The organism is Arthrobacter sp. TJ-236 (genome assembly GCF_058269235.1).
The window spans coordinates 1,633,861-1,653,476 of sequence record NZ_JBZCNI010000001.1 but is presented as its reverse complement, the minus strand read 5'-3'; the positions used below and the strand labels follow the sequence as shown (position 1 = coordinate 1,653,476).

Here is a 19,616-nt window from a genome sequence, read left to right as displayed (position 1 = left end):
CTTCGTCGTTCCGGCCCCCTGGGGCCGCCCTTCGCCAGAGGGCGAAACCGCGCAAGGAATTAGCCCTATTTCTACTTCGGGTAGAGAATGGTGTACGTGTCCACTACAGCGAAGCAATCCCGCGAGGTGACTTCCGCGGCCTCCCCGGAACGAGCCGTCGGACCGGTGTGGCTGATCCTGGCCGGCGCCGTCGTCCTCCTCGCCCTCGTGGTCGCCCTGCTGTACTCGGGCGCCTCCGCGGCGCGTCAGCTGGGGGATCCCGGAGCGCTGACACGCTGGGGCCTGCCCGTCGCCAAGGTGCTGAACAACACCGCCGCCGCCGCGACCATCGGAGCGCTCGTCTTCGCCGTGGTCATACTCCCGCGCCAGGTCGCGGGCAAGGGCCGCGCACCCAAGGCCGACGCCGCCGAGCACCCCGCCTTCACCCGCGTCCTCATCCTTGCGGCCGTCTCGGCTGTGGCCTGGACGCTCGGCGCCCTCGGCGTCATGCTGTTCACCTACTCGGACGCCGCCGGACTGCCGCTCAGCACGGACCCCGCCTACACGCAGGGACTCGCCGCGTTCCTGACCGACTTCTCGACCGGCCGCGCCTGGCTCGTCACCTCGATCGTCTCCGCCGTCCTCGCCACCGTCCTGTTCGGTGTGCGGTCCCAGGTCGGCCTCGCGCTGACCCTCGTGCTCGCGCTGCTGAACCTGCTGCCCATGGCGCTCATCGGGCACTCCGCCAGCGGGAACGACCACAACGCGGCCGTGAACTCCATCGCGCTGCACCTCGTCGGCGTCTGCCTCTGGGTCGGTGGCATCATCTCCCTGGCCGTCGTGGGCGGGAAGCTCGGGGACCAGGCGCTGCCGGTCCTCAAGCGGTTCTCCGCGCTCGCCGGTTTCGCGTTCGTCCTCGTCGTCGCCTCGGGGGTGGTGAACGCCAGCCTGCGCATCACCGACCTCGGGCAGCTGAGCTCCCAGTGGGGCCTGCTCGTCACGTTCAAGACCATCGCCACGCTGCTGCTGGGCGGTATCGGCTGGATGCACCGGCAGTGGATCATCCCGCAGCTCACAGCCCCCTCCGGATCGGCCGCGTCGAAGCTGTCCGCACGCCGCGTGCTGTGGCAGCTCATCGCCGTCGAACTGGTCATCATGGGCGCCGTGTCCGGTGTGGCCGGTGCGCTCGGCCGCACCGCCCCGCCGCGCGCCGAGGAGCTGCCGACGGAAGCCGGACCCGCGCGTATCCTCACCGGGTACGACCTCCCGCCCGAGCCCACCATGCAGCGCTGGCTCACCGAGTGGCGGCCGGACTGGCTGTGGATCACGGTGGCGCTGACGTTCGGCGTCGCCTACGTCCTCGGTGTGATGAAGCTGCACCGCCGCGGGGACTCCTGGTCGCCGTTCAAGCTCGTCAGCTGGATCATCGGGCTGCTGCTGCTCACCTACTTCACCTCGGGCGCTCCCGCCATCTACGGCATGGTGCTGTTCAGCGCCCACATGATCGACCACATGGCCCTGACCATGGTGGTCCCTCTGTTCCTGGTGCTCGGTGCCCCCGTCACGCTGGCGCTCAAGGCGCTCTCCGCACGCCGCGACGGCACGCGCGGGCTCCGCGAGTGGATCCTCGTGATCGTGCATTCCTGGCCGTCGAAGATCATCACGCACCCGATCTTCGCGGCCGGTAACTTCGTGGCGTCCATCGTGGTCTTCTACTACTCGCCGCTCTTCGGCTTCGCCCTGCGCGAGCACGTGGGCCACGAGCTGATGATCACGCACTTCCTCATCACGGGCTACATCTTCGTGCTGTCCATGATCGGCTCCGATCCGGTGCCGTTCAGGGCGCCGTACCCCATGCGGATCCTGCTGCTCTTCGCCACCATGGCCTTCCACGCATTCTTCGGCGTGACCCTCATGGGATCCACCTCGCTCCTCGAGGCGTCCTGGTTCGGCAACATGGGCCGCGAGTGGGGCGCCTCGGCGCTGGCCGACCAGCAGGTGGGAGGCGCCGTGACCTGGGGCGTCGGCGAGCTACCCACACTGCTCCTCGCGATCGGCGTGGCCATCATGTGGTCGCGGTCGGATGCACGGGAGACCAAGCGGAAGGACCGCGCGGCGGACAGGAATAACGACGCCGACCTCGCGGCTTACAACGGCATGTTCGCCGATCTTGCCGCGCGTGACGCCGGCTCCCGCAGCACCACCCCGCCCCTCCGCCCCGCCGAGGGCTCCTACCCGGACAGCTCGGGGACCTCGGCGTCCGCAGCCGACTCCGCAGGAACGGGCCGATGACCGTCGAGTCCCCGCGTACCCGTGCGAACTACCGGGTACGCGGTTCGGCGCTGACCGGGCGGAACTGGCTCAACACCGGCGGTCAGCAGCTGCAGCTCGAGGACCTCCGCGGCAAGATCGTGATCCTCGACTTCTGGACGTTCTGCTGCATCAACTGCCTGCACGTCCTCGACGAGCTGCGCCCCCTCGAGGAGCAGTACTCCGACGTCCTCGTGACGGTCGGCGTGCACTCCCCGAAGTTCGAGCACGAGGCGGACCCCGTGGCCCTCGCGGCCGCCGTCGAGCGCTACGACATCCACCACCCCGTGCTCGACGACCCCGAACTCGGAACCTGGCAGGCCTACACGGCACGCGCCTGGCCCACACTCGTGGTCATCGATCCCGAGGGCTACATCGTGGCGCACCTCTCCGGTGAGGGCCATGCCGCCGGGCTCACCTCGCTCGTCGAGGAGCTCGTCGCCGAGCACGAGACCAAGGGCACCCTGCACCGCGGCGACGGACCGTACGTCCCTGCGGAGAGCACTGCCGGCGACCTCCGGTTCCCGGGCAAGGCCGTGGCGCTGCCCGGCACCGGTACCTTCCTCGTCGGCGACACCGGTCACCACCGCCTCGTCGAGCTCGAGGCGGACCTCGTGACCGTGCGCCGCACCATCGGCTCGGGCACCAAGGGCTTCCAGGACGGCACCGCCGGGGAGGCCCGCTTCAACGAGCCGCAGGGCGTCGCCCTGCTGCCGGCCGACGTCGCCGCGGAGGTGGGGTACGACGTCGTCGTCGCCGATTCCGTGAACCACCGGCTGCGCGGGGTCACGCTCGCCACCGGCGAGGTACGCACCCTCGCGGGCAACGGCACGCAGCGCCTGCTCGACGCCGGGAACCACACGAAGGCCGGGCTGCAGGAGAACGCGCACGTGGTCGGAGCGGAGAGCGAGACGCCGCGCCTGACCGAGGCGCAGCTCGGGACGGACGCCCTGAACATCTCCCTGTCCTCCCCGTGGGACGTGCTGTGGTCGACGACGCTCGAGCGCGTGGTCGTCGCGATGGCCGGGACGCACCAGATCTTCGGCTACGACCCCCGCACGCACGCCGTCGAGGTCCTTGCCGGAACCGGGCTGGAGGGTCTGCTCGACGGCGACGCCTCCGCTGCCTGGTTCGCGCAGTCCTCCGGGCTCGCGGAGGACGCGAACGGCACCCTCTGGATCGCGGACTCCGAGACGTCCGCCGTGCGCCAGATGTCCTTCCTCGAGGTCAACGGACGCCGCCGGGTGCAGGTGCAGACCGCCATCGGCACCGGGCTGTTCGATTTCGGCTTCCGCGACGGCGACTCCGACCAGGCGCGCCTGCAGCACCCGCTCGGCGTCACGGCCCTGCCCGACGGCTCCGTGGCCATCGCCGACACCTACAACGGCGCCGTGCGCCGCTACGACCCGGCCACGCGGGAGGTGTCCACCCTCGTGCGCGGCCTGTCCGAGCCATCCGACGTGCTCGTGGACCTCACGCCTGTCGCCGAGGGAGGGGACCCGCTGCTGATCGTCGTCGAGGCGAACAAGCACCAGTTGGTCCGCGTGCCGCTGCCCAAGGAGGCTCTCGCCGTGGACGAGGGTGCTTCCCAGACGCAGCGCCCGACGTCGCCCATGTCCGCGGGTCCGGTGGCCCTGACCGTGCGGTTCGCCGCTCCCAAGGGCCAGAAGCTCGACGACCGCTGGGGCGACCCCACGCAACTCACGATCAGCGCCTCCCCGGAGTCACTGCTCGTCTCGGGCGGCGGGACATCCACGGGGCTCGCGCGCGAGCTTGTCCTCTCGCCTGACGCCGGCGAGGGCGTGCTGCACATCACCGCGCGGGCGGCCTCCTGCGACGGCGAGCCCGGCGGGGAGATCCCCGACCACGCGGCGTGCCACCTGTACCAGCAGGACTGGGGCATCCCGGTGAAGGTCACGGCCGACGGCGAGACCGAGCTGACCCTGGACCTCCGCGGCCTCGACTAGCCCCAGGTACCGCCCGGCAGGCGTCCGCCGCGGCGACGGCACCTTTTCTGGGGTCCGCCGCGGCGGGTGGTCAGACCCGTGGGACATGTACCCCGGGAGCGGACACAATGGCCCGGGTTTGCGCTCCTCGATGCCGGTCAGGACGTCCGTCCGTCATCCGACGACGGAGGCAGGTGCCCAGGACAGTCTGGTCGGCGGAATAACGTCCGACGTGCCCGGCTTGTCGCGAGTATGACGACGCACGAGCAGATCAATGACCACGGGATCCCGACGGACGTTCGCTCGGCTGACGCGACGCAGGCAGGTACGCGCTCGGCGGAACTGACACCGACCGACACACGCTCGGCGCACACGACGTCGACGAGCGTGGCGGCGACACGGAGCGATGCCGCGCCTGGGCCGGCGCTGGTGGTCGGCGCCACGGGTATCGCCGGGTCGGCCCTCGTCGACCTGCTCACCCGGGAGGGCCGGGACGTCCTGGCGCTGTCGCGCACGCCCGGTGCGAGGCGCGACGGCGTGCGCTGGCTCTCCGCCGACCTCACCTCCGCCGACCAGCTGGCCGAGGTACTCGCCCCCGAGAACCCGTCGCAGGTGTTCTTCACGGCGTGGTCGCGGCGGGACACCGAGGAGGAGAACATCGAGGTCAACGCCGGGATGGTGCGTGATCTCCTGGCGGCCCTCCGCGGAAAGGACGTCGCCCACGTGGCCCTCATGACCGGGCTGAAGCACTATCTCGGCCCGTTCGAGGCCTACGCCGCCGGCGAGATGGCCGACACCCCGTTCCACGAGGAGGAGCCGCGCCTGCCCGTGCGGAACTTCTACTACGCGCAGGAGGACGAGCTGTTCGCCGCTGCAGCCGCGCAGGGCTTCACCTGGTCGGTGCACCGGGCCCATACGGTCATCGGCCACGCGGTGGGTAACGCGATGAACATGGGACTGACGCTCGCGGCGCAGGCGACGCTCTGCAGGGAGGCCGGCCAGCCCTTCGTGTTCCCCGGGTCCGAGACGCAGTGGAACGGCCTCACCGACATGACCGACGCCGGTCTCCTCGCCGAGCACATGCTCTGGGCGGCGACCACGCCGGGCGCCGCGAACGAAGCTTTCAACATCGTCAACGGGGACGTCTTCCGGTGGCGCTGGATGTGGCCGCAGCTCGCCGCATACTTCGGTGTGGACTGGGAAGGCTTCGACGGAGCTCCTCGACCGCTTGAACAGACCATGGCCGGGCGTGAGTCCGAGTGGGCCGAGCTCGCCGAACGCCACGGCCTCGCCGAACCGCGGTTGGAGAAGGTGGCCTCGTGGTGGCACACCGACGGAGACCTCGGCCGGGACATCGAGGTGGTGACCGACATGGGCAAGAGCCGCGTGGCGGGCTTCATGGGCTACCGTCGTACTCCGGACGCCTTCACATCGCTGTTCGACCGCTACCGCGCAGAGCGTTTGATCCCGTAACCGCCGGATCCCTGAGCGTGAGCGCCGAGGAACGGCGGCGTCAGTAACTCACGCGGGGCGTGATGACGATGGCTTCCTCGGAGACGGTGAGGTCGGCGTCGAACGTGAACGGCACCGGCTGCGAGACGTCCCGGACGGCGCCCGAGAAGAAGTCGATGAGACGTGTGTCGATCCGCGCGGAGCCGCGCAGCGGTGACACCTGCCACCCACCGTCGTTCGGGGTGATGACGACCGCCGGGTACTCGTCGATGGACCACTCGATCTCGCCCGCCAGCCGCTCGTTGGTGGGGTACGCGAAGGGGCAGCCGGCGGGCTGGAAGACGGTCTGGTCGGCGCACCCGTCGAGGAAGGCGCGCAGCTGCTCGTCGACGGCCCGGGTCAGGTCGGGGGTCGCCTCGGTGGCGAGACCGAGGGGCGGTGGCGGAGCCTGGGCGTCGGTCAGGGCGACACGCCGCTCGGCGGCGGCGAAGTACCGGCCCTCGTACGTGGCCGCGACGACTGCCGGGTAGAACGCCGCGAGCCGCGCCCTGCCATCCGGCAGTCCGATCTCCGCCCCGTTGACGTCCGCGGTGGACGCGTTGACGACCGAGAGCTCGACGGCGGGCAGGACGCCCTGCTCGAACCGCCAGTCGTCGAAGAACCCCCACGTGCGGCCTTCGCGCTGCAGCGTGAAGACGGTGGTGCCGGCCGCGCCGTCGAGCGTGTACGTGACCGGGACGTCGACGCGGTCCGCGCCGTCGGCCTGCGCGTCACCCACCCGGACGTCCTGCAGGGCGGCGGTGGAGCGCTGCAGGGCGTCGCCGTCCAGCAGCGTGGCGTCCGCACCGTCCGGCACGGTCGCGTTGAGCAGCCCGAGCGCTGCGCCACCATCGCCGCTGCGCAGGGCGTCGAGGTAGAGGTTCACCTGGTGCTCGGGGCTGTAGGCGCGCCCGTTGAGGACGGCGACGGTGCCGATGAACGCGGCCCCCACGAGCATGAGCCCGAGCAGCCAGGCTGCGAGGACCTTGACGACCGGGGTGGTGTGCACAGCGTCCACGGTACCCGCCGGCGCAGTTCAACCGGGCAGGAACCCCAGGAGGGCACCGGCCATCGCACACACGAGGCCGACGACGGCGAGGGTGCGCGTGCCGCGGTACGGCTCCTCGAGCGACCACTGGGTCGGGTGACGCGCGTGGTAGTGGATCACGACGTCCTCACCGGGTGGCAGCGGCGCCGGCTGCACGCTGCCCTTCCGGCGCCGGCTCCCGCTGGACCACAGGGCTTCGACGATGCGGTATCGGTTGTCGTGCCAGCGCAAGTACGGGTGCCCCTCGTGCTCGAAGCTGATGGCCTGGGTCTTCGTCCACGAGCCGTAGACGAGCCGGATCACCAGGGCGGCGAGGAGGAGCCCCACGCCGAGTGCCGTGAGGGTGGAGCTGAGGATCTCGATCACCACCACCGGCAGGCACCTCCGGCCGGACGCGATGCGTGCCTGCTCAGTACCACCGGCGCTTCTTGTGCTTGGTGCCGAAGAGACCTCGCGCAAGTTCCTTCCCGATCACACCGGCCGCCTTGAGTGCGAGGTCCGCCATCTCGTCCTTCCCGGGCCCGCGCTGCGACTGCTGCGCCGGAGGCCGTCGGTCGGAATCCCGCCCGTAGCCGCTGTCGCCGCGCGAGTCGTAGGTCGACGGCGTCCCGTAGGCGCCGCCGTCGTACCCGCCGCTCGTACCGGCGCCGTAGCCACCGCCGTAGCCAACGCCCGTGCCGCCGTCGTACCCGCCGCCTGCGCGGGAGGGCGCGGTGCCATCGCGCCGGTGGTCGCGGTCACCGTAGCCATGGCCGGTGCCGCCGGACCCACCGCCGGATCCGCCGGCGGCGTCCTGCCGGCGTTCGCGGGCGGGCCGCGAGGGCATCCCGAGGATCTCCTCCTCGATGCGCCGCGCCTCGGCGTCGCGCTCCTCGCGTGACCGCGCAGCGCCGTCATCGGACGGTGTGCCGGTAGCGGGCGGCGGAGTGCCGTCCCCTCCCGTTCCGGCCGGGACGGGCGCTGACGGGGCGTCCGACGTCGTCGAACCGCCGCCTGCTGCGCCCGGCTGCGGTGCAGGCAGGCCACTCAGCTTCTCGTAGGCGGAGTGGCTGTCCACGGCGTCGCGGTAGCGGGGAAGGAGCGCGGACGCGGCGACGACGGCGGGCACGGTGTCCTCGGGGGCCCGCCCCATGATCGACTCGGGGGAGCGGAGGCGTGTCCATGCGACCGGGGTGGGCGCTCCGTTCTCGCTCATGACGGTCACGACGGCTTCGCCGATTCCCGCCGAGGTCAGCACTTCCTCGAGGTCGTACGCGCTGGTCGGGAAGGTGGAGACGGTGGCGCGGAGGGCCTTGGCGTCGTCGGGCGTGAAGGCCCGCAGTGCATGCTGCACCCTGTTGGACAGCTGCCCCAGGACGTCCGCCGGGATGTCCTTCGGGGTCTGCGTGATGAAGAAGATGCCGATGCCCTTGGAGCGGATCAGCCGGACGGTTGCCTGGATGGATTCCCGGAACGCCTTCGAGGACCCCGCGAAGAGCAGGTGGGCCTCGTCGAGGAAGAACACCAGCCGGGGCTTGTCGAGGTCGCCCACCTCGGGCAGCTCCTCGAACATGTCGGCGAGGAGCCACATCAGGAACGTGGAGAACAGGCGGGGCTTCCGCTGCAGGGTGACGAGTTCCAACGCCGAGATGATGCCGCGGCCGTCGGGCGCGGTGCGCAGCAGGTCGGCGGTGTCGAACTCCGGCTCGCCGAAGAACACGTCCATGCCCTGCGCCTCGAGCGTGACGAGTTCGCGGAGGATCACCCCGGCGGTGGCCGAGGAGAGGCCCCCGAGCGCCTCGAGGGCGGGCTTGCCGTCGTCGGACGTCAGGAAGGTGATGACGGCGCGGAGGTCCGCCAGGTCGTAGAGCTCGAGGCCGTTCTTGTCGGCGTAGTGGAACACCAGCTGCAGGCTGGACTCCTGCGTCTCGTTGAGGTCCAGGACCCGGCTGAGGAGCAGGGGCCCGAACGAGGAGATGGTGGCCCGGACGGGGATGCCGGGACCGTCGCCCCCGAGGGAGAGGAACTCGATGGGGAAGGCCGTGGGCGTCCACTCCTGCCCCACGCTCGAGGTGCGTTTGGTGAGCCTGTCCGTCGCCGTGCCCGCGGCGGCGAGGCCCGTGAGGTCGCCCTTGATGTCGGAGAGGAACACCGGGACGCCGTGTGCGGAGAGCTGCTCGGCCATGACCTGCAGGGTGACGGTCTTGCCCGTGCCGGTGGCCCCGGCGATCAGCCCGTGGCGGTTCATCATGGCCAGCGGCAGACCGACCTGCGCGCCGGGGTGCAGCGTTCCGTCCACCAGGGCGGCTCCGAGGTGCAGGGTGGGCCCCTCGAAGACGTACCCGGCGGTGATGGCGGCGACCTGGGCTGCGGCGTCGTGTTCGACCATAGGGTCAGACTACACAGCAGGGCCGGCGCCCTCGCCGGGTGCCGGCCCTGCTGTGGACGTGCTGAACCTCGATGCCGGAGGGGCGCCGTGGAGCGGTCAGGCGGAGTGGTTTCCGCCTGCCGCGGTGGCACCGCCGGAGTGACCGGTGCCCGTGTGGCCGGTGTCGGCCGTCTGACCGTTCGAACCGCCGCCACCGAAGCCGCCGTTCGAACCCTGCGCCGTCGCAATCTCCTCCTCGCGGTCCTCGCCGGCCTCGCGTGTGAGCTGGGCGCCCGCCTCGACGTCGCGCGTCAGGTTGTCACCGCTCTCGGCGTCGAACAGGTGGAGCTTGCGGGTGTCGAGCCAGATCTCGGCCTCACGTCCGCCGCGGATGCGGCTGGCGGCGTCGAGCGTGACGACGACCTGCGGGCGGAGCTCGTCCGCATCCATGTCGCGGGCGAGACTGTTGAGCAGCTCGCGCATCTCCGGCGCCGGGTCGAAGTTGATGTAGCCGTACTGCTCGTTGCCGAGCCACTCGGTGTGCGTGAGTGTGGCGTGGAACGTGGAGCCGTGCACCCGCTTGTGGTCCTCGACGAGCTTGGCGTCCTCGAAGAACTCGGGCCGGACGCCGACGAGGACGACTTTCTTGCCCGCCGCCTTCTGGGCCTTCTCGGCGGGGATCTCGAGATCGCCGAGGGCGGTCCGCAGGATGTTCCCGTCGAGCGTCGCGGGCAGGAAGTTCATCGACGGCGAGCCGATGAAACCGGCGACGAACAGGTTGACGGGCTGTTCGTACAACTCCCGCGGCGAGGCGATCTGCTGGAGCTCACCCTTCTTCAGCACGGCCACGCGGTCACCGAGGGTCATGGCCTCGGTCTGGTCGTGGGTCACGTACACGGAGGTGACGCCGAGGCGACGCTGCATCTGCGAGATCTCCGAGCGCATCTGGCCGCGGAGCTTGGCGTCGAGGTTGGAGAGCGGCTCGTCGAACAGGAAGGCGTCCGCCTGCCGGACGATCGCGCGGCCCATCGCGACGCGCTGCCGCTGACCGCCGGAGAGGTTGGCGGGTTTGCGCTGCAGGTGGTCGGTGAGTTCCAGCGTCGCAGCCGCCTCGGTGACGAGCTTCTTCACCTGGTCCTCGGTGTGCTTGCCCTTGGCGAGGCGCAGCGGGAACGCGATGTTCTCGAACACGGTGAGGTGCGGGTACAGCGCGTAGTTCTGGAACACCATCGCGAGGTTGCGGTCGCGGGGAGCCTTGTCATTGGCTCGCTTGCCGTCGATCAGGAGATCGCCCTCGGTGATGTCCTCGAGGCCCACGATCATGCGGAGCAGTGTGGACTTACCGCAGCCGGAGGGCCCCACGAGGATGATGAATTCGCCGTCGGCGATGTCGATGCTGATGTCGTTGACGGCGGGGAAGCCGTCACCGTACTTCTTGACCAGGTGATTCAGGGTGATGGAAGCCATGGTGTTGATCCTTTACGTGAACACGTCGGGCGTCAGCCCTTGACGGCGCCCGAGGTCAGGCCGGAGACGATCTGGCGTTGGAAGAGGAGGACGAGGAGGACCACAGGGATGGTGACGATGATCGCCGCCGCCGAGATGGCCCCGGTGGGAGCCTCGAACTGCGAGGCCCCGGTGAAGAAGGCCAGCGCTGCCGGAACCGGCCGGGCGGCCTCCGTGGAGGTGAGCGAGATGCCGTACACGAAGTCGTTCCAGGCGATGAAGAACGCGATGATCGCCGTCGTGAAGACGCCGGGCATCGCGAGCGGCACGATGGCCTTCCGGAACGCCTGCCACGTCGTGGCGCCGTCCACCTGCGCGGCCTGCTCCAGCTCCCAGGGAATCTGCCGGAAGAACGCGGCGAGGGTCCAGATGGATATCGGGAGGGTCAGCGAGAGGTACGGGATGATCAGGCCGAGCCACGTGTCGTACAGCCCGATGGTGCGCCACAGGTTGAACAGCGGCGTCACGATCGAGATGACCGGGAAGATCGAGACCGCGAGTGCCGTGGTGAGCACGAGCTTCTTGCCCGGGAAGTCCAGCCGGGCGATCGCGTAGGCACACAGCGTGGCCAGCACGACGGCGATGAACGTGGCGATCAGCGAGATGCCGATCGAGTTGCGCAGGGCCGAGAGGAACAACCCCTGCGCGTCCCCGACCAGGATCTGCTCGTAGTTGCCGGTGGTGGCCGTGCCCGACGACGGCAGGAACTTCCCGCTCGTGAGGTCGCTCGGTGACTTGAACGACGTGGCGAGGATGGAGAGCACGGGGAAGAGCGCGTAGACGAGGACGAGGACGGTGGCGAGTGCCCAGAGGAGCTTGCTCTTGGTGCTGGTCATTACTTCCCTCCCTGCGTTCCCGCGAGATCGACCTTGAACAGCTTGATCGCGATGAAGCAGATGATGAGCACACAGACGAACAGGAGCACGGAGACGGCGGAGCCGAGCCCGATCTCGAGCCTGCTGATCGATTGGCGGTAGGCGAGCAGCGAGAGGACCTCGGTGCCGTTCGCCCCGTTGGTCATGATGAACACGTTGTCGAAGATCCTGAAGGCGTCGAGGGCCCGGAAGAGCACGGCGACCATGATCGCGGCCTTCATGTTGGGGATGATCACCTTGCGCATCTGCTCCCACCACGTGGCGCCGTCCACCTTCGCGGCGTCGCTCAGCTCGTCCGGCACCTGCGCGAGGCCGGCGAGGAGGAGCAGCGAGATGAAGGGCGTGGTCTTCCAGATCTCGGAGGCCATGATCACGAACAGCGAGGTCCCGGGCTCCGCGAACCAGTTGGTGTTCTCGTCGATGCCGGGCAGCCAGCCGAACCAGTTGTTGATGTAGCCGGAGTCGATGTCGAAGGCGTAGAACCAGGCGAAGGCGGAGACGACGGTGATGATGCCGTAGGGCACGAGGATGGCGGTGCGGAGGAGCCCGCGCACCGACTTCAGGGCCTTGTGCATCACCAGCGCGAGGGCGAAGCCGAGCACCAGTTCGACGGCGACGGTGACGATGGTGATCAGCACGGTGCGCGTGAAGTCCGCCCACCAGACGCCGTCGGAGAGGATCACGAGGTAGTTCTCGAGACCGATGAACTCGCGCTCCCCGGGCGCCGTCAGTCGGAATCGGAAGAGCGACTCGTAGATGGCCTGGACGATCGGGTAGAGCGTCACGAGCAGCATGATCGCGAACGCCGGTCCGGCGAGTATCCAGCCGAGACGCCGCTCCGCGCGCACGCGGTCGCTGTACTGCTTGGGTGCCTTGCGCCCCTTCTTCTCGCCGGTGTCGCGCTCGAGGTGTGGGCCAGCTTCTGCCGACGACGCCGTCGTCGTCCGGGCGGGAATTGCGGAGGTCACAGGAGTTTCTCCCCTCTGAGGACCGATGTGATGAAGTCGCTCGACGTGCCCGGGGTGGTCTCCGGGTCGACGGCGGCGGGCGGCGCCCAGGTCTGCTGGATGCCGGTGGACACCTCGTTGTAGAACGGGGTCTGGGGCCGGGGAGCCGCCACCTGCAGCGAGTCCCTGATGGTCTCGGCCATGGGGAACGTCTCCGCGATGCGCGGGTCCTCGTAGGCCTCGGTGTTGGACGGCGGGTTGCCGTTGGTCACGAAGTACTCCGACTGGTTCTCGACCGAGACGATGCACTGGATGGCCTCGTAGGCGAGCTCCGGGTTGTCGCTCTCCGCGCCGACGCCGAGGTTGATGCCGCCCAGCGGGGGAGCGGCCTCCTGATCCTCGGACATGCGCGGGAAGATTCCCCAGCCGATGTCATCCACCACCGCGGCATCGAGCGTTCCTGCCTCCACGGCACCCGTGGTGGCGGGCCAGACGAACGGGTAGTTCACCATGAAGGAGCCGGAATCGCCCTGGAACTGCGTCAGGGAGGTGTTCTCGGTCTGCGTGGGCAACCCGGGGCCGCCCAGCCCGTCCCGGCCGATCCGGGACACGACCTCCGCCGCAGCGACACCGGCCTCGGAGTCGAGACCCAGTTCGATGGTGTCGGCGGTGGCCTCGGGGTCCACGATGATGGATCCGCCGGCCGATGCGATGAGTGCGTTCACCCACACCGTCATGGATTCGGCCTGCGCGCCCTGCACCCCGAGGACCTTCTCCTGGGTCTGCGCAGCGTCGATGATCTGGTCCCACGTGACGGGCTGCGTCATGTCGAGACCCGCGGCTTCGGCCACCGACTTCCGGTACCAGAGGATCTGCGTGTTCGCCCAGAACGGGACGGTCACGAGTTCGTCCTTCCAGGTGGCGCCCGCGAGCGCACCCTCCACCACGTTCTCCGACGTGCTCTGCGCGACGTCGTCGGGCACGGGCGCGAGGAAGCCGGGCTCCGCGAGTTCGGGGATGAACGGCGGGTCGAGGCTCATGATGTCGAGCGAGGAGTCACCCGCGGCGAGGCGCCGGGCGAGCTGCTCGCGCTGCGAGGCGGCGTCACTCGGGAGCAGGGAGGTCTCGATGGTGTAGCGGCCACCGGACTCGTCGGTGCATTTCTGGGCAATGGCGGCCTGGCCCCCGGCGTCCGGATTGATGTACCAGGTGAGGGCGTTGTCCGCCTCGGCGGGACCGCACCCGCTCATCGCCAGTGTTCCCATCAACAGGCCCGCCAGGGCGGCGGCCTTCGGGCGGTTCTTCGCGCTTTCGCGCGTCCTTCGTCTCATCCGCATTCCTACCGAGCCTCCACATCCTTGTAGACAGCCCGACTGCCGGCCGAGGGGGCCGACGGCCTGAGCAACCTTCGTTTTGTGACCATATGCCTTCACGGACGGTTGCGCTAGGAAGTGTGCTTCCAATCCTGCAACGAGTCGTGGACGCCCAGGACGTGCGATGTGAGGGGCAGGAAATCCTGCCCGGATCGGGCCCGGACGAGCAGCGGGTCAGCGGGGGAGGGCGCTGTTGTCCAGGGCGTAGGGAGGGCGGGCGACGTCGCCGGTGACCACCTCGGCGGGGTCCGAGCCGAGCTGCACCACACGGTTGTGCGCGTCGACGTGCACCACCGTGGGGACGAAGCTGCGGGCCTCGGCGTCGGTGAGCTGCACGTAGGTGATGAGGATGACGAGGTCGCCCCGGTGGACGAGGTGGGCTGCGGCCCCGTTGATGCCGATGACGCCGGAACCGCGCTCGCCGGCGATGGTGTACGTCTCGAGCCGGGCCCCATTGGTGATGTCCACGATCGAGACGAGCTCGCCGGGCAGGATGTTCGCGGCCTCGAGCAGGTCGAGATCCACGGTGACGGAGCCGACGTAGTGGAGGTCGGCGTGGGTCACCGAGGCGCGGTGGATCTTGGAGGCGAACATCGTGCGAATCATCGCTTCAAGGGTACTGCCGCCGCCGTGCGCAGAACGGGCCGGGGAGGGTGGCCTTGGGCACATCGAGGTGCCGGCCGGGGAGGAGAAGAGCGGGCGACGGGAATCGAACCCGCGTATCGAGCTTGGGAAGCTAGCGCTCTACCATTGAGCTACGCCCGCATGCGGTGGAACCGCTCCATCACCTTACAACAGTTCGCGTGGCGACCCGGGCCCGGCGGCCCCGGGAGCGCCGTACGACCTGCCCGATCACGACGACGCCTCCTTCGAGGCGGCGTCGGATGAAGCGGCTTCGACGACCAGCGCGGCCACGGTCACGGCTTCGACGGCGGAGGTGAGCCGGGCGTCGCGCTCCGGCCCTCCGCTTCGCCGTACGTCGACGCCGGCTCCGGGGCTATCGGCTTCCCTGCGCCCGTATCCGTCGCGCCCGCATCCGTCGCGTCCGAACCAGCTGCGTCTGAACCAGCTGCGTCTGAACCAGCGGCGTCCGAACCAGCGGCGTCCGAACGAGCCGCGTCCGAACGAGCCGCGTCCGAACCAGCAGCGCTCGGATCCGCCGCGCCCGGGTCCGTCGCTTCCGGCTGAGAGGCTCGGCCGCCCGTCGTCGTGCCTGCAGGGTCGCCGTCGACCGCCGGGCGGGCCGGAGTCGCGGCTCGAGCACGCGCGATCAGCTCCCGCCAGGGGTCGGCGAGTGCGCTCTCCGCGAGGTACACCTCCGTGTAGCCGATGGCGATGCGGTAGGTGAAGCGGTCGCGCTGCTGCCCGGGAGAGGCTCCGCGGCCTCCGGTCGTCGGGCCGGAGATGCCCTGGCCCTCACTGCTGTCCGCACCGCCCGACGAACCCGTGAGGCCCGGAGCACCTGACGAACCTGCTTCGGCTCCCGCGCCGCCGACCGCCGCATCCGCCTCGGCGGCGAGGGGCAGCCACCGCTGCTCGGCCTCGGTGCGGCTCACCTCGAGCGTCCAGGTGCGGGTCAGTCCGGCGAATCCGCCCGAGCGCGTGATCTCGATCCTCACGCCATCACACCCACCTCTGACCAGGCCCCGGCGACGGCGCCCGCCTCGGCGCTGTCCTGTCCGAAGCGCTTCGTCGCAGCCGCGGTCGTGGCCCGGGCGAAGGTGGGAAAGTCGCAGTCGCTGGGGACGTCGCCGCTCATCACGGTGTCGTACCAGACCTGCCCCACGCCCTCCCACGCCCGGCCCCCGAGCGACGTGGCGGCGAGGTAGAAGGCGTGGTTGGGGATACCCGAGTTGATGTGGACGCCGCCGTTGTCGGCGGTCGTCTCCACGTAGTCGGCCATGGTCCCGGGCTGGGGGTCCTTGCCGAGCACGTCGTCGTCGTACGCCGTTCCCGGTGCCTTCAGTGAGCGCAGAGCCGAGCCCTGCACCTCCTCCGTGAAGATCCCCGCGCCGACGAGCCAGCCGGCCGCTCCGGCGTCCTGGTCCAGCTCCCGCTGCTCCACGAGCACGCCGAAGACGTCCGAGAGCGACTCGTTGAGGGCGCCCGACTGCCCCTGGTACTCCAGGTTGGTGGAGTACTGGGTGAATCCGTGGGTGAGCTCGTGGCTGATCACGGTGAGGGACGCCGTGAACCGACCGAAGATCTCGCCGTCGCCGTCCCCGAACACCATGCGCTCGCCGTCCCAGAACGCGTTGTCGTAGTTGGCGCCGTAGTGGACGGTGGCGTCGAGCGCCTTGCCGGCGCCGTCGATCGAGGAGCGGCCGTACACCTCGCTGAAGAGCCGGTACGTTGCGCCGAGGCCGTCGTACGCCTCGTCCGCGGCGACGTCGCCCGTGGGTGGGGCGCCCTCCGCCCGCACGAGCGCTCCCGGCAGTTCCTCGCGGCCACCGGCGTCGTGGATGCGCCGGGTGAGGGTGCCCGCGACCACCGAGCTGCCGCTGCGCACGGGGGCACGCAGCCTGTCGGAGCGTTCCGCGACGAGCGGATCCAGCTCGAGCAGTGCGTGCCGGGCGGCGCGGGACGCGACGGACAGCCGTGGATCCCGGAGGCCGGCGAGGCGCGAGAGCAGGTGCGGCGGGACGATGCCGCAGCGGGCGGGACGGGCGGTACGGGCGGTACGGGCGGGGTTCATGGTGCCTCCTTCGACTGGTCCCCAAGGTAGACCCGGGCTCGGACATTCGGGCGGCACGTAGGCTTCTGCCCATGACGGTGGAGCGGAACACCCGGGACCTCGAGCAGGGCATCGAGCGGGACTTCTCGGACAAGATGAGCTACGGCGGGTACCTGGAACTGCACAAGCTGCTGGACGCGCAGCATCCGGTGAGCACGCCGGAGCACCATGACGAGATGCTGTTCATCATCCAGCACCAGACCTCGGAGCTGTGGCTGAAACTGGTGCTGCACGAACTGCGGGCCGTGCGGCTGCACCTTCAGGGTGACGACCTGCGATCGGCCATGAAGGGGATCGCGCGGATCAAGCACATCCAGCGCTCCCTCACCGAACAGTGGTCGGTGCTCGCGACGCTCACGCCGTCCGAGTACGCCGAGTTCCGCGGCGAGCTGGGTTCCTCGAGCGGCTTCCAGTCCTACCAGTACCGCGCGGTGGAGTTCCTCCTCGGCAACAAGAACGCCGCAATGATCCAGGTGTTCGACGCCGACCCCGCCGCGCAGGCACTGCTGACGGAACTCCTCGGCCAGAGCAGCATCTACGACGAATTCATCGCGCTGCTCGCCCGGCGCGGCTACGCGGTCCCCGAGAGTCTGCTCACGAGGGACGTCACGCTGGCCCACGCGTTCGAGCCCGCCCTCGTGGCCCTCTACAAGGAGGTCTACGAGGATGCCGCCGGTCACTGGGACATCTACGAGGCGTGCGAGGAGCTCGTGGACCTCGAGGACAACTTCCAGCTGTGGCGTTTCCGGCACCTGAAGACGGTGGCGCGGACCATCGGCTTCAAGACGGGAACCGGCGGATCCTCCGGCGTCGGCTTCCTGCAGCGTGCCCTCGAGCTCACGTTCTTCCCGGAGCTCTTCGCCGTCCGCACGGAGATAGGCCGCTGACGCCCGGCTGGTAGTTTTGGACGGTGCTGATCTCAGACCGCGACATCCGGGCGGAACTCGACGCCGGGCGAATCGTCCTCGACCCGCTCGACCCCGCGATGGTGCAGCCCTCGAGCGTCGACGTGCGGATAGACCGCTACTTCCGGCTCTTCGACAACCACAAGTACGCGCACATCGACCCGGCCGAGGACCAGCCCGACCTGACGCGTCTCGTCGAGGTGGCGCCGGACGAGCCGTTCATCCTGCACCCCGGGGAGTTCGTGCTCGGTTCCACCTACGAGACCGTGACCCTGCCCGACGACGTCGCCGCGCGCCTCGAGGGGAAGTCCTCGCTCGGCCGCCTCGGCCTCCTCACGCACTCCACGGCGGGGTTCATCGACCCCGGCTTCTCCGGGCACGTGACCCTCGAGCTCTCGAACATGGCGACCTTGCCGATCAAGCTGTGGCCCGGCTCGAAGATCGGGCAGCTCTGCTTCTTCAAGCTCACCTCACCGGCCGAACACCCCTACGGCTCCGGCGAGTACGGCAACCGCTACCAGGGCCAGCGGGGTCCCACGGCCTCCCGCAGCCACCTGAACTTCCACCGCACCAGCATCTAGCGAGAGCTCCCCGGGAGGAATCGGCGGGAGAGTCGGCGGGGAGCCGCCATCGTTGTCCCTTTTCGACTCCGAATGCCCGGTCCTCCGGCGTGTTCCTTCCCGACACGCGGTGCGGGTGGCGAAAGCCGACGACGAAGGCGGTCCGTGGAAGCGGGCGGCCGCTGCAACGTCAGGCCTCCGGCACGACGGCGCGGGTCACGCGTGCGGGCGGCCGCACCGGCAGCAGCACGAGCAGTCCTGCGAGCAGCACCACGAGGATGCCGATCACGCCGTAGAGCTGTGAGCCGAAGATCCCGATGCACAGCGCGAACAGCGTGGGGGCGAGGAAGCTGACGGCGCGCCCGGTCGTGGCGTACAGCCCGAACAGCTCGGCTTCGTCGCCCACCGGAGCGAGGCGTGCGAGGTAGGCACGCGAGGATGCCTGCGCGGGTCCCACGAACAGGGTGAGCATCAGGCCGAAGACCCAGAACGTGGTGTCCGACGTCCACTCCATGCCGATGAAGGAGTACGTCCCGGTACCGAGGACGAGGATGGCCGTCCCGGCGACGAGCAGGCCCACGAGAGCGCCGATGATGACGCGCTTGGGCCCCACGCGGTCGTCCAGGTACCCGCCGACCACTGCGCCGATCGCGGCGATCACGTTCGCGGCGATCGCGAAGACGATCACCATGCTCGCGGAGAAACCGAAGGCCCCGGCGGCGAGGATGCCACCGAACGTGAAGACCGCGGCGAGGCCGTCCCGGAAGATGGCGCTGGCCAGCAGGAAGTAGATGGTGTGCGGGCTCTCCCGGTAGATCACCTTCACGCGCCGCACGAGCAGGCCGTAGGACGCCAGGAACCCGAGCTTCGTCGCCTCCGAGCGACGCCGCACCTCGGGCACCGCGAACATCACGGGGACGGCGAACGCGGCGAACCAGAGTGCGGAGAACACGGCGACGAGCCGGATGTTCAGCCCGTTCTCACTCGAGGCTCCGGCCCAGTCGACCACCGGCTGGATGAATACCACGAGCACCACGACGAGCGCCACGATCCCGCCCACGTAGCCCATGGCCCAGCCGAAGCCGCTCACACGGCCCACCGTCCCGGGGGTGGAGATCTGCGTCAGCATGGCGTTGTAGTTGACGCCTGCGAACTCGAAGAAGAGGTTCGCCGCGGCGATCAGGGCCACGCCGAGGATGAGGAAGCCGGGCCCCGGGAACACGAAGAAACACAGCGCCGTCAGGATCACGACCACCAGGGTGTTGACACCGAGCCAGAGCTTCCGCCGCCCGCCGCGGTCGGAGCGCTGCCCGGTCACGGGCGCCAGGAGGGCGATCAGCAGGCCCGCCGCGGCGAGGCCCCATCCGAGGACCTGCGAGGCGCGTTCCTCCCCGCCGAAGGCCTCCGACGTGAGGTACACCGTGAACACGAAGGTGGTCATGATGGCGTTGAACGCGGCCGATCCCCAGTCCCACGAGGCCCAGGCGAGGACCGGACGGCTGAAGATCCTACCCGAGCCGACGGTGGGCGCAGGGGCCGGGGCCTCCGCGGGCTGCGGCAGCGGCGGGTGAGTGCTCATGAGTGCATGCTAGCGC

Annotated in this window: 16 protein-coding genes and 1 tRNA gene; 5 read left to right on the top strand and 12 right to left on the bottom strand. The window is 69.7% G+C overall.

Annotated features, from left to right (window positions below):
- Nucleotides 1–96 precede the first annotated feature (96 nt).
- The 3 genes from AC4D16_RS07810 (at nucleotide 97) to AC4D16_RS07800 (ending at nucleotide 5,708) form a co-directional block, all read left to right on the top strand.
- Entirely contained in the window at nucleotides 97–2,271 is a 2,175-nt protein-coding gene (locus AC4D16_RS07810; RefSeq protein WP_490954520.1) for a bifunctional copper resistance protein CopD/cytochrome c oxidase assembly protein, read from the top strand.
- A complete protein-coding gene (locus AC4D16_RS07805; protein ID WP_490954519.1) occupies nucleotides 2,268–4,256 on the top strand; it encodes an NHL domain-containing thioredoxin family protein in 1,989 nt (662 codons plus the stop codon). Before AC4D16_RS07810 ends, AC4D16_RS07805 begins: the two co-directional genes overlap by 4 nt.
- A gap of 231 nt (nucleotides 4,257–4,487) precedes the next feature.
- Nucleotides 4,488–5,708, top strand: a complete 1,221-nt coding sequence (locus tag AC4D16_RS07800) for an SDR family oxidoreductase (protein ID WP_490954518.1) — start codon at nucleotides 4,488–4,490, stop codon at nucleotides 5,706–5,708.
- Between the two features lie 40 nt (nucleotides 5,709–5,748).
- Here the strand turns inward: AC4D16_RS07800 and AC4D16_RS07795 are convergent, their stop codons facing one another.
- The 11 genes from AC4D16_RS07795 to AC4D16_RS07745 all read right to left on the bottom strand — a co-directional run bounded on the left by AC4D16_RS07795 (nucleotide 5,749) and on the right by AC4D16_RS07745 (nucleotide 16,517).
- Nucleotides 5,749–6,735: a hypothetical protein gene (locus AC4D16_RS07795; protein WP_490954517.1), complete on the bottom strand. Its 987-nt coding sequence runs from the start codon at nucleotides 6,733–6,735 to the stop codon at nucleotides 5,749–5,751.
- Between the two features lie 27 nt (nucleotides 6,736–6,762).
- A complete protein-coding gene (locus AC4D16_RS07790; RefSeq protein ID WP_490954516.1) occupies nucleotides 6,763–7,143 on the bottom strand; it encodes a hypothetical protein in 381 nt (126 codons plus the stop codon).
- Between the two features lie 40 nt (nucleotides 7,144–7,183).
- Complete coding sequence (locus tag AC4D16_RS07785; protein WP_490954515.1) at nucleotides 7,184–9,142, bottom strand: helicase HerA-like domain-containing protein; 1,959 nt, start codon at nucleotides 9,140–9,142, stop codon at nucleotides 7,184–7,186.
- A gap of 96 nt (nucleotides 9,143–9,238) precedes the next feature.
- Nucleotides 9,239–10,588, bottom strand: a complete 1,350-nt coding sequence (locus AC4D16_RS07780; RefSeq protein ID WP_490947950.1) for an ABC transporter ATP-binding protein — start codon at nucleotides 10,586–10,588, stop codon at nucleotides 9,239–9,241.
- 32 nt (nucleotides 10,589–10,620) lie between these two features.
- Nucleotides 10,621–11,463, bottom strand: coding sequence for a carbohydrate ABC transporter permease (locus tag AC4D16_RS07775; RefSeq protein ID WP_490947951.1), 843 nt, complete (start codon nucleotides 11,461–11,463; stop codon nucleotides 10,621–10,623).
- Nucleotides 11,463–12,350 carry a carbohydrate ABC transporter permease gene (locus tag AC4D16_RS07770; RefSeq protein WP_490948758.1) on the bottom strand — a complete coding sequence of 296 codons (888 nt, stop codon included), beginning with the start codon at nucleotides 12,348–12,350 and terminating at the stop codon, nucleotides 11,463–11,465. Before AC4D16_RS07770 ends, AC4D16_RS07775 begins: the two co-directional genes overlap by 1 nt.
- A 116-nt stretch (nucleotides 12,351–12,466) precedes the next feature.
- Entirely contained in the window at nucleotides 12,467–13,780 is a 1,314-nt protein-coding gene (locus AC4D16_RS07765; protein WP_490954514.1) for a sugar ABC transporter substrate-binding protein, read from the bottom strand.
- Nucleotides 13,781–13,996: 216 nt separating this feature from the next.
- Nucleotides 13,997–14,428: an aspartate 1-decarboxylase gene (gene panD / locus AC4D16_RS07760; protein WP_490954513.1), complete on the bottom strand. Its 432-nt coding sequence runs from the start codon at nucleotides 14,426–14,428 to the stop codon at nucleotides 13,997–13,999.
- 88 nt (nucleotides 14,429–14,516) lie between these two features.
- A tRNA-Gly gene (locus AC4D16_RS07755) sits at nucleotides 14,517–14,587 on the bottom strand.
- A 152-nt stretch (nucleotides 14,588–14,739) separates the two neighbouring features.
- Nucleotides 14,740–15,441 (bottom strand): hypothetical protein, encoded by a 702-nt coding sequence (locus AC4D16_RS07750; protein WP_490954512.1) that lies wholly within the window; start codon nucleotides 15,439–15,441, stop codon nucleotides 14,740–14,742.
- Nucleotides 15,438–16,517: a M4 family metallopeptidase gene (locus AC4D16_RS07745; RefSeq protein ID WP_490954511.1), complete on the bottom strand. Its 1,080-nt coding sequence runs from the start codon at nucleotides 16,515–16,517 to the stop codon at nucleotides 15,438–15,440. The genes AC4D16_RS07750 and AC4D16_RS07745 overlap by 4 nt, the downstream gene beginning before the upstream one ends.
- A 71-nt stretch (nucleotides 16,518–16,588) precedes the next feature.
- Between AC4D16_RS07745 and AC4D16_RS07740 the strand changes: the two genes are divergently transcribed.
- Complete coding sequence (locus tag AC4D16_RS07740; protein ID WP_490947956.1) at nucleotides 16,589–17,443, top strand: tryptophan 2,3-dioxygenase; 855 nt, start codon at nucleotides 16,589–16,591, stop codon at nucleotides 17,441–17,443.
- 23 nt (nucleotides 17,444–17,466) lie between these two features.
- Entirely contained in the window at nucleotides 17,467–18,042 is a 576-nt protein-coding gene (gene dcd, locus AC4D16_RS07735; protein WP_490954510.1) for a dCTP deaminase, read from the top strand.
- Between the two features lie 169 nt (nucleotides 18,043–18,211).
- On the opposite strand, the gene AC4D16_RS07730 is transcribed toward dcd, so the two are convergent.
- Nucleotides 18,212–19,600: an MFS transporter gene (locus tag AC4D16_RS07730; protein ID WP_490954509.1), complete on the bottom strand. Its 1,389-nt coding sequence runs from the start codon at nucleotides 19,598–19,600 to the stop codon at nucleotides 18,212–18,214.
- Nucleotides 19,601–19,616: the final 16 nt, after the last annotated feature.

Coding starts and splice junctions, on each gene's coding strand:
- AC4D16_RS07805 (WP_490954519.1), top strand. CDS start 2,268: ATGACCGTCGAGTCCCCGCGTACCCGTGCGAACTACCGGGTACGCGGT.
- AC4D16_RS07800 (WP_490954518.1), top strand. CDS start 4,488: ATGACGACGCACGAGCAGATCAATGACCACGGGATCCCGACGGACGTT.
- AC4D16_RS07785 (WP_490954515.1), bottom strand. CDS start 9,142: ATGGTCGAACACGACGCCGCAGCCCAGGTCGCCGCCATCACCGCCGGG.
- AC4D16_RS07780 (WP_490947950.1), bottom strand. CDS start 10,588: ATGGCTTCCATCACCCTGAATCACCTGGTCAAGAAGTACGGTGACGGC.
- AC4D16_RS07775 (WP_490947951.1), bottom strand. CDS start 11,463: ATGACCAGCACCAAGAGCAAGCTCCTCTGGGCACTCGCCACCGTCCTC.
- AC4D16_RS07765 (WP_490954514.1), bottom strand. CDS start 13,780: ATGAGACGAAGGACGCGCGAAAGCGCGAAGAACCGCCCGAAGGCCGCC.
- panD (WP_490954513.1), bottom strand. CDS start 14,428: ATGATTCGCACGATGTTCGCCTCCAAGATCCACCGCGCCTCGGTGACC.
- AC4D16_RS07745 (WP_490954511.1), bottom strand. CDS start 16,517: ATGAACCCCGCCCGTACCGCCCGTACCGCCCGTCCCGCCCGCTGCGGC.
- AC4D16_RS07740 (WP_490947956.1), top strand. CDS start 16,589: ATGACGGTGGAGCGGAACACCCGGGACCTCGAGCAGGGCATCGAGCGG.
- AC4D16_RS07730 (WP_490954509.1), bottom strand. CDS start 19,600: ATGAGCACTCACCCGCCGCTGCCGCAGCCCGCGGAGGCCCCGGCCCCT.